Origin of the sequence: Caballeronia sp. (assembly GCF_028292365.1) — a bacterium.
Lineage (GTDB): Bacteria > Pseudomonadota > Gammaproteobacteria > Burkholderiales > Burkholderiaceae > Caballeronia.
The window spans coordinates 1-8,305 of the sequence record NZ_JAQGMM010000306.1; the positions used below are offsets into that span (position 1 = coordinate 1).

Genomic DNA, 8,305 nt, shown 5'->3' on the forward strand with positions numbered 1-8,305 from the left:
CGAGTCCGCGCTTCATCGTGTTAAATGCTTTGCGCTTCTCGCGAGGCTGGATTAAATTGACGTTCGCCGCCGTAGAACCAGCATCCGCGCCGCCAAACCGGCATTCGGAAAAATACTCCGAGCAGAACCGGCCGCGTCGCAAGATGTGCAGCAGCTTGTGTCCTTGTGCCAGCGGTAATGACATCCGTATAAGAATGGCCGGACATTCGTTTTTTTTCGCCAGTCTCTCGCAACACCGTGTCGCCAGCATCGCCGGTCTGTTTGTGTCGTATGCACGTCGATCGTCGGGTCGTCGGTGGTACACAGACCGCAAGATGTCGTAGCAAGCCGCTGGGTTGATGCGGTCCAAAGAAGCACAAGAGCAACACTTTGCGAAGTCCAAAGCGAAACAAAAGGAGAAGTCATGAAAGTAGTCGATATGTTGAAGGCGCTGAGCGTCGTGGTATGCGTCGCGGTAGCGTCGAGCGCTTATGCTCAATCAAGTGATGCCACGGCCGCGACCGACGCAGCACCGTCGGCCAAGACCACCAAGAAGGTCAACCGCAAGCTCGGCCTCGATGTGCGGCGTGCCTTGAGTAAGGCACAGGGCATCGATGTGTCGAACATCTTCGTGCGCGCACGCGGCGGCGCAGTCGTGCTGACGGGTACGGTGCCGGATGGCGCGCAGATCCCGAAGGCCGAGGAAGTGGCGAAGGGCGTGGCCGGCGTGACCTCGGTATCGAACAAGCTTACGCTGGGTCAGCCGAACGGTGGTGGAGGCTAATACTTTCCTGAGCCATGGACGGCGGCGCGTCGTTGCAGTGGTTTTGCGGCACGCGACGCGGTTTCGTGCAGCGGTTTAAATAACGGGTTCCGGTGCTTCGCACCGGAACCCGTTATGCGTTATGGGCCAAGACTTCCTGGTTGAGAGCAGGAGCTAAGTGCGCGACGTGCATCGAAAGAAGTACGCCGGATAAAAACAACATGGTGGAGAGCGACGATGAAAAAATTCCCAGGAGTCACGGCGGCCACGGCGCTTGCCCTGGCATTGGCGGTGTTCGGGCTTGCGGCCTGTCATGGCAACGATGACGACAATGGCAATGGCAACGGTTCGCAGAACAATGCGCTGCCGAACTTCGTCTCAGGCGGCGTGCGCACGCAAACCTACGACGGCACGACCGACGACCTGCTGACAGCGGGGCTGGGCAAGGACGGGTTGGCATCGGCTACGCCACCGGCCATTTCCAACCCAGCCGCGCCGAGCGCCGCCGATTTGCGCCGGCTCGCGATCTACTCGAACTATCGCGCGCTCGTCGATATGTCGGTCAATGGCGGCTACGGGCGCTTCTGGGGGCCGAACGTCGACCTGAACGGCAACGACACGCTCGGCCAGGGGATGATCGCCGGCAAGGAGTATCTGGCGTTCGCCGATGACGGCAGCGGCACGTTCAACGTGAGTTTGCTCGTGCAGATCCCCGCGAGCTTCAACCCCGACCAGCCGTGCATTGTCACCGCCACTTCGTCCGGATCGCGGGGCGTGTATGGGGCGATATCGGCGGCGGGGGAATGGGGTTTGAAACGCGGCTGCGCGGTCGCTTACACCGATAAAGGCAGCGGCAACGGCGCGCACGAACTGGCGACGAACACGATTACGCTTATCGACGGGACGTTGACCAATGCGGCCGCTGCCGGCAAAACCAGCGTGTTCACGGCGAGCCTTGGAAGCACCAATCTTGCCGCGTTCAACACGCAATTCCCGAATCGCTACGCGTTCAAGCACGCCCACTCGCAGCAGAATCCGGAGAAAAACTGGGGCACGAATACGCTGCAGGCGATCCAGTTCGCGTACTGGGCACTCAACGATACCTACGGCACGCTCAACGGCAGCACGCGTCAGGTCCGCTATAAGCGCGGCGACGTGACGACCATCGCGGCGTCGGTGAGCAATGGCGGCGGCGCGTCGCTCGCAGCCGCCGAGCAGGACACGCAGGGATGGATCACGGCGGTGGTCGTGGGTGAGCCGCAAATCAACCTGAACGTGCCATCGCAGGTGTCGGTGAGGCAGGGCGGCGTGGCGGTGGCGTCGTTCGGCCGGCCGCTCGCCGACTACATGTCGCTCGCGAACTTGCTGGAGCCGTGCGCGGCACTGGCGCCGGCCGCAGCGGGCGCGCCGTATCTCACGACTTTGCCTTTGGCCACGACCGCGTCGATCCGGGCGGCGCGCTGCGCGTCGCTGGCAGTGAACGGCGTGATTACCGGCGGCGACGTAACCAGCCAGGCCAACAGTGCGCTCGCCCAACTGCATCAGGCCGGTTACCAGACGGATTCTGACTTCCTGCAGGCGCCGATGTGGGATTCGCAGGCCGTGCCCGCAGTTGCCATGACGTACGCCAATGCGTACACGCAGTCGAGCGTCGCCGATAACCTCTGCAATTTCAGTTTCGGCACGACCAATGCGGTGACGGGGGCGGCTGGCGTCAACCCGGTTGTATCGCCGATGCTGACCGTGTTCGGTAACGGCAATGGCGTGCCGCCGACCAACGGCATCAACCTGGTTTACAACCTGGGGAATGCGGGCGCGGCGGACCATCGCTTCGCTACCGCAGACGCCAGTTTTGCCGGCGCGTTTTGTCTGCGCGGCTTGTGGACGAACGGCGATGCGCGGATGACGGCGAGCGTCAATGCGATCCGGGTGAATGCGAATCTGCATGGGAAGCCGGCGATCATCGTGCAGGGACGCTCGGATACGCTCGTGCCAATCAACCACGCGTCGCGCCCGTATGCCGCGATGAACAAGCTGGCCGAAGGTAACTCAAGCAATCTGTCGTTTTACGAGATCACGAACGGCCAGCATTTCGATGCGTTCCTGAGCATCGCGGGCTTCGATACGCGCTTCGTGCCACTGCACTACTACAACCTGCAGGCGCTGAACCTGATGTGGGCGCATTTGAAGAACGGGGCGCCGTTGCCGCCGTCGCAGGTCGTGCATACGGTGCCGCGGGGCGGTACGGCGGGGGCTGCACCGGCTTTGACGGTGAGCAATTTGCCGGCGATTTCGGCGTCGCCAGGGGCGAATGCAATCGCGTTCGGCGGTGGCAGTGTGAATGTGCCGAATTGAACGGAGTTTGATCTCGCCGATCATCTCCCGCGCTTTTCAAGCGCTTAAGGTGTAGTCGCCGCCGATGCCGCCACTGGCGGTGACGCCGGGTTAGCCGCCGTCACCGCCGTGGCGCTGGCCGCTGAAACAGCACTTGCCGCTGGTGCCGGATTAGCGGCACTGGCCTTCAACTCCGCTCGAGCGGCCGAACTCGCGGCCGGCGTCTGCACGACGATAGGCGTTGGCGTGAGCTCAGGCGAATTCAGGATCAGCGACGGCGCAAGCGCCTGGCTGCTGACGTTATCGCCAGGAATGGGCGAGCTGCGCGGCACCGTCTTCAGATAGTGCCCAACCAAGCTGAAAAAGCGATCGTAGAACTTGCCCGCCGGCACGGTTTCGCTGGAGATTTTCACCATCGAGTCGCTGTTCGAGCGGATCGGCAGCGAAAGTGAGCCGAGCACGCTCAATCCCACGCTGGCCGACGTATCGCTTTTCTTCAACGTATAACCGTCCTGCACTGCATTCACATATGCAATGCTTGTGTTGCTCGCGTTCTCGCCCGCCGTGCAGACTACATGAAACGACACCACCACATGGGTATCCGCTGCCGGCTGGAAGTTCTTGGTGGCATCGACGGTATCGGGCTGCGGCATGGTCGTCATGTAACCCTGGCTCAATAACGCGCGGCGCGAGGCTTCGCAGGTTTCCTGACTGGTGGCGTCGTAGTTGTGCGCGAACGGACTGGCGCCCGTCGAGAACATTTCGGCCTGGTAGCTAGGCGTGGGGGCGGCCTTGCCGCCACAGGCGGCGAGGGCGAGCAAGGGCAAGGCGAATGAAAGGCGGGCAAGCGGGTTTTGCATGACAGGCGTCTGGATAAAACGAAGGACATCGGCGGCCTAGATTGTAGTGCGCCGAGGGTGTGAACGTAAAAAGCAGGAAACGCGGGGGGATGCGTAGATGCTGGAGTGTTCGCTTAACATATGTCTTCATATGTCTGAAATTAGACGAACAGTCTTCTGCGTCAGGAGGCTCTCGTGCGCACAGTTTCTATTTTTATGAACAATGCAAATCAGGCGATCCGGATCCCGAAGGACATGCAGTTCGAAGGGGTGACAGAACTTGAAATCCAACGCGAGGGCGACACCATACTGCTGCGCCCGGTGCGACCAAGCTGGACTTCGTTCGCCGGTGAACGTGCGGCTGATGCAGGTTTTCTTACGGAGCGCCCAGCGGTTGTTCAGACCGGACAGTTCGATCTTTCGGCATCCGATGATGACGCGGGAGCGCAGAGTCAGTGACAGAGAACTTTCCATATGCGGCAGTACGCCAAATACATAAGTCTTAAGTTCTTGATTCGTTGATTGTTTATTCATTTCGATCAGACTCGCTCGTCACGAACGAACAGTGGTCGGAAAGACTTGGCGTCTTATTCAAATCTGCTTGCACATCTATTGTCGATTTTCTCCCGACGTTGAACTGCGCACATCGACTGAATAAGGGTTTGCGGTCAACCTACTCATTTAACGTTACACCTGCAGTTCACTTAAGTATGACCTATCTGGTGCGTGGTTCATGTTTCTTTGAACTTCCGCCTGACCTGAGCGTAAACGCACATTTGCCGATGTATGAGGTGTCAGGCGGAGTCCGGGTGAACGATCCCTGATCGACCGATGCGGTTGAAAAAGTCGCCGCATGGCGTTGCCGCGCTGTAGGCGAAAATTTTGGCCTCTCAGATTGGCCTACAAGCCACTCGTGAGCCTTGGTCAAAGGTAAAACGACCCATGAAAACCTCGCAAAACAGCTCGGCACCGACTTTTTAAACAGCATCGGCCGGACAGCGACCGATGGTTGATCGCCATCCGGCGGCGCCTGGGTTCAAACTTCAGTCTGTTCCACCACCCCAAGCGCTTCATCTGCCTCGATGCGAAGAGATACCATCGAGGTGAAGGGGAAACGTTGCAGAGCGTTCAATCAATTGCCGCGCTGGCTTCATCCATGCTCGATGCCAAGCAGCCGCCCGTCCAGCCGCCGGGCTAGGGCCGCGCCGCCTTCGCGCATCACTGCATCGTGGTTCCATTGGAAAACCGGTCGCAACAACGGCGCCAATGCATTCATCCATGCGCGTTTCGTATGCACGCACCAATCATAGCGGACCACCGTAACGTTGCGACCGTCGGTCGAAAAGCTCCAGCGGCCGGCGCCTTCGACGTCGCCACTGGCTTCCCCCTCCAGCGCGACCAGCGGGTCGACGCGCGTCACCCGCATATCGAACACGAGGCGATAGGGCAACCAGCCTTTCCACGTATAGCGTTGTACAACGCCCACGCCCTGATCGGAACCCGCCTCTAGCTGGTCCACGCGCTCGACGTTATTCCACCACTCGGGCCAGCGCGCCGAATCCTGAATTGCCGCCCAAACTTCCTGCACTGGCGCATCGATGCGCCAAATGGTGGAAAAGCGGTATTCGACCGTCCGCAAGCTGCCTCCATTGTTAGTATTCTTCTAGAGATTTTGTCAGATGCTCACTGCACTTGCCATCACCGGCGAAACAGCACCGCGTTGCCACCCCTCGATATCTCGTCAAGCCATCTGCAGCAGAACGTAGGACAGCTAGAGGCGGCCGGCCAGTGCACGAAAGCCGATGGCCGAGAGCTTCACCTCAGCCAAATCCGGTCGACTGCTCCCTGACGCGACCGCCTCATGCGACCCATAGCGGTCTTCTGGCGGCTCGTCGGATGAATGTCTCTTCCCGATGGTAAGACCGTCAGAGGGAGATTGTCCTCCAAGAAAATCGCGGCATGTCTGCTACTATCAATATACCTATGGGGGGTATCCTATGTCTCACCTGTCAACACAGAAAGATGATCTGCTGAAGCGCGTTCGCCGCATCGCTGGCCAAGTGCAGGCTGTCGAGCGCTCGCTGGAGGCGGAAGCCGATTGCGACAAAATTTTGCATCTCGTTGCCGCAACGAGAGGCGCGCTCAACGGGCTGATGGACGAAATCATTGAAGCGCACGCTCGTGAGCACGTCGCTCATCCAGATTTAACCGCCGCTGAACGAAGCAAAGGCGTGGATGCCCTTATTGAGGCCATTCGTCGTTATTCTAAATAGAGCGCTATGAACACCGATCGACACGCTTCACCTGGCGAACACAGTCATTCGTTTTTGGGTAGTGCCCACGACGAGAACGCACGGCGTACAAAATCAGTGGTCGCACTTACGTTCATCATGATGGTGGGTGAAATAATCGCCGGCTACGTCACCGGCTCGATGGCGTTGCTTGCCGACGGCTTCCACATGGCCACACATGCTGGAGCACTTGGAATTGCTGCAGGCGCTTATGCGTATGCAAAGCGGCACTCCAACGACCGCGGTTTTAGTTTCGGCACCGGCAAGGTAGGTGAGCTTTCCGGTTTTGCTTCCGCTTTGATTTTGGCCGTTATTTCGTTGGCAATTGGTGTGGAATCTGCGTTTAGGTTGCTCCATCCGACGAATGTTGCTTTTGGAGTCGCAACGATCATTGCCGTGGTAGGCCTTGTCGTAAACATCGCGAGCGCCTTTTTACTTTCTGGCGGACATGGGCATGATCACGGCTCGCATCACGGCCATGATCACGGGCACGATCATGGAACCGATAACAATCTGAGGTCAGCGTACGTTCACGTGCTTGCGGACGCTTTGACCTCGGTTCTGGCGATCGTCGCGCTTTTGGCCGGGCGTTACCTTGGATGGGTTTGGCTCGATCCAGTTATGGGAATCGTAGGGTCTGTGGTGATTGCTCGTTGGGCGTGGGGTCTCATGCGCGATACGGCAGCGATTCTTTTGGACAAGACCGACAAGCATGTTGCTGACGAAATACGCGAAATCCTTGGGGCGAATGGCGATGCACGCATCACGGACCTGCACGTGTGGCAAATCGGACCAGAGGCGCATGCCGCCATCGTCAGCGTCGTTACTAAGGCGGAAGTGACAACGGAAATGATTCGCGAAAGACTTACCCCGGTTCACGAAATACTGCACCTGACCGTAGAAATAACCTCCAACAACAACGGATACACCGAAGATAACCTGTTGATACGCACCGCAACGCCGTAGGCCGATTCATTGGCGTACAACCGCGCGAAATGCAGGAGAACTTCTGCCACTTTGAGCATAGCGGCCGTTCGGAACGTCTGCCACTCGCACAATCGAATGTCGGTTTGTGGACGAAGCCCGTTTCACACTCAACGAGCGAGGGCAGGATCGATCTCGTTATGTGTCAGGCCGAATTTCGCCATGCGAGCGCGATGGTCTGGTGAGCCTAAATATAAACGAAGTTGTACGTTTACCGCATTGAGCAGATCGTTGTTTTTCTTGTTAAACGAGAATGCTCCGAGCGGAAGCTTTTGTTGCCTGCCGCTCGTTCGCGACTTGTGCTCGACGGCTTCGAGCACCGAACCACCAATACGGTCTGTAAGTATGCGATTTCCCAAGGCAGTGCTCGCATACGCATCGATCGCCCCCGAGCGAACCGCTTCGATAGCGTCGGCCTGGTGCTCGAAGATGGCTATCTGTTCCTCGCGTATGCCGGATGCTCTCGCCGAGTCGTGTTGCACCTGTCCGGCAATGATTCCAAGACGCGCATCGTGCCGCTTGGCGAGGGACGCATAGCTGTTGAGCGCTTTTGGATTTCCGGCCCGAACCAGAAAGCCGTCTCCGATCGCCCATACGGGCAAGCTGAACGCGACCAGACTGGCACGTTCAGGCGTAACAAAGAGCGGAACATTCATATCCCAGCGGCCGGCATCGACGCCGGGCAGCAGCTCGCTGAACGTAGTCAGGCAATGCTCAATCTGGGTGGCACCGATTGCCCGAAGAACTGCGTCGGCCAGGTCAATGTCAGAACCGGTAGCTGTACGATCCGCGTCTGTCCAACCGAACGGCGGTTCTTCAATGTATGCAATCGTCACCTTCATCGCTGTGTCTCACAAAATGGGACCGGCCTTCAAATCTTTAAAGCCGATTGTTGACGATTCTACTTGCACGCGCGGCTATCGTTTTCTGACCGGTTTTTGCTTGTCAGCTAACGGCAGAAGTCGACCCACAAGAGCCCTTCGGCCTGGTTAAACCAGAGGCCGAAAGTCCATCAAAAGCAGCCGTTCGCATTCCTCACAACAGAAACAACCGCAATGCGAGACCCACAAGGCCACATGCCAAAACGACTGGTATCACGCCGACCTTGAATCGAA

At 58.4% G+C, this 8,305-nt stretch carries 9 protein-coding genes; 5 read left to right on the forward strand and 4 right to left on the reverse strand.

The genetic code is table 11. The features are described 5' to 3' along the window. The coding region (locus JWR14_RS18905; protein ID WP_299709749.1) for a hypothetical protein at positions 1 to 250 on the reverse strand (250 nt) is incomplete at its 3' end. A 153-nt stretch (positions 251 to 403) separates the two neighbouring features. Here JWR14_RS18905 and JWR14_RS18910 point away from each other — a divergent pair. Then, entirely contained in the window at positions 404 to 763 is a 360-nt protein-coding gene (locus JWR14_RS18910) for a BON domain-containing protein (RefSeq protein WP_299709751.1), read from the forward strand. Positions 764 to 979: 216 nt separating this feature from the next. Next, positions 980 to 3,097: a D-(-)-3-hydroxybutyrate oligomer hydrolase gene (locus JWR14_RS18915; RefSeq protein WP_299709753.1), complete on the forward strand. Its 2,118-nt coding sequence runs from the start codon at positions 980 to 982 to the stop codon at positions 3,095 to 3,097. 44 nt (positions 3,098 to 3,141) lie between these two features. Here JWR14_RS18915 and JWR14_RS18920 read toward each other — a convergent pair whose 3' ends face one another. Next, positions 3,142 to 3,936 carry a DUF2242 domain-containing protein gene (locus JWR14_RS18920; protein WP_299709755.1) on the reverse strand — a complete coding sequence of 265 codons (795 nt, stop codon included), beginning with the start codon at positions 3,934 to 3,936 and terminating at the stop codon, positions 3,142 to 3,144. A 174-nt stretch (positions 3,937 to 4,110) separates the two neighbouring features. On the opposite strand from JWR14_RS18920, the gene vapB reads away from it, so the two are divergent. Continuing rightward, positions 4,111 to 4,374 (forward strand): type II toxin-antitoxin system VapB family antitoxin, encoded by a 264-nt coding sequence (vapB, locus tag JWR14_RS18925; RefSeq protein ID WP_299709757.1) that lies wholly within the window; start codon positions 4,111 to 4,113, stop codon positions 4,372 to 4,374. A gap of 691 nt (positions 4,375 to 5,065) precedes the next feature. Here the strand turns inward: vapB and JWR14_RS18930 are convergent. Next, on the reverse strand, positions 5,066 to 5,554 hold the full coding sequence (locus tag JWR14_RS18930; protein WP_299709759.1) for an SRPBCC family protein: 489 nt from the start codon (positions 5,552 to 5,554) through the stop codon (positions 5,066 to 5,068). A gap of 358 nt (positions 5,555 to 5,912) precedes the next feature. Here JWR14_RS18930 and JWR14_RS18935 point away from each other — a divergent pair, with 358 nt between their 5' ends. Next, positions 5,913 to 6,188: a metal/formaldehyde-sensitive transcriptional repressor gene (locus JWR14_RS18935; protein ID WP_299709761.1), complete on the forward strand. Its 276-nt coding sequence runs from the start codon at positions 5,913 to 5,915 to the stop codon at positions 6,186 to 6,188. A 6-nt stretch (positions 6,189 to 6,194) separates the two neighbouring features. Continuing rightward, positions 6,195 to 7,172 carry a CDF family Co(II)/Ni(II) efflux transporter DmeF gene (gene dmeF / locus JWR14_RS18940; RefSeq protein WP_299709763.1) on the forward strand — a complete coding sequence of 326 codons (978 nt, stop codon included), beginning with the start codon at positions 6,195 to 6,197 and terminating at the stop codon, positions 7,170 to 7,172. A 128-nt stretch (positions 7,173 to 7,300) separates the two neighbouring features. Here the strand turns inward: dmeF and JWR14_RS18945 are convergent, their stop codons facing one another. Continuing rightward, positions 7,301 to 8,032 (reverse strand): transporter substrate-binding domain-containing protein, encoded by a 732-nt coding sequence (locus JWR14_RS18945; protein WP_299709765.1) that lies wholly within the window; start codon positions 8,030 to 8,032, stop codon positions 7,301 to 7,303. Positions 8,033 to 8,305: the final 273 nt, after the last annotated feature.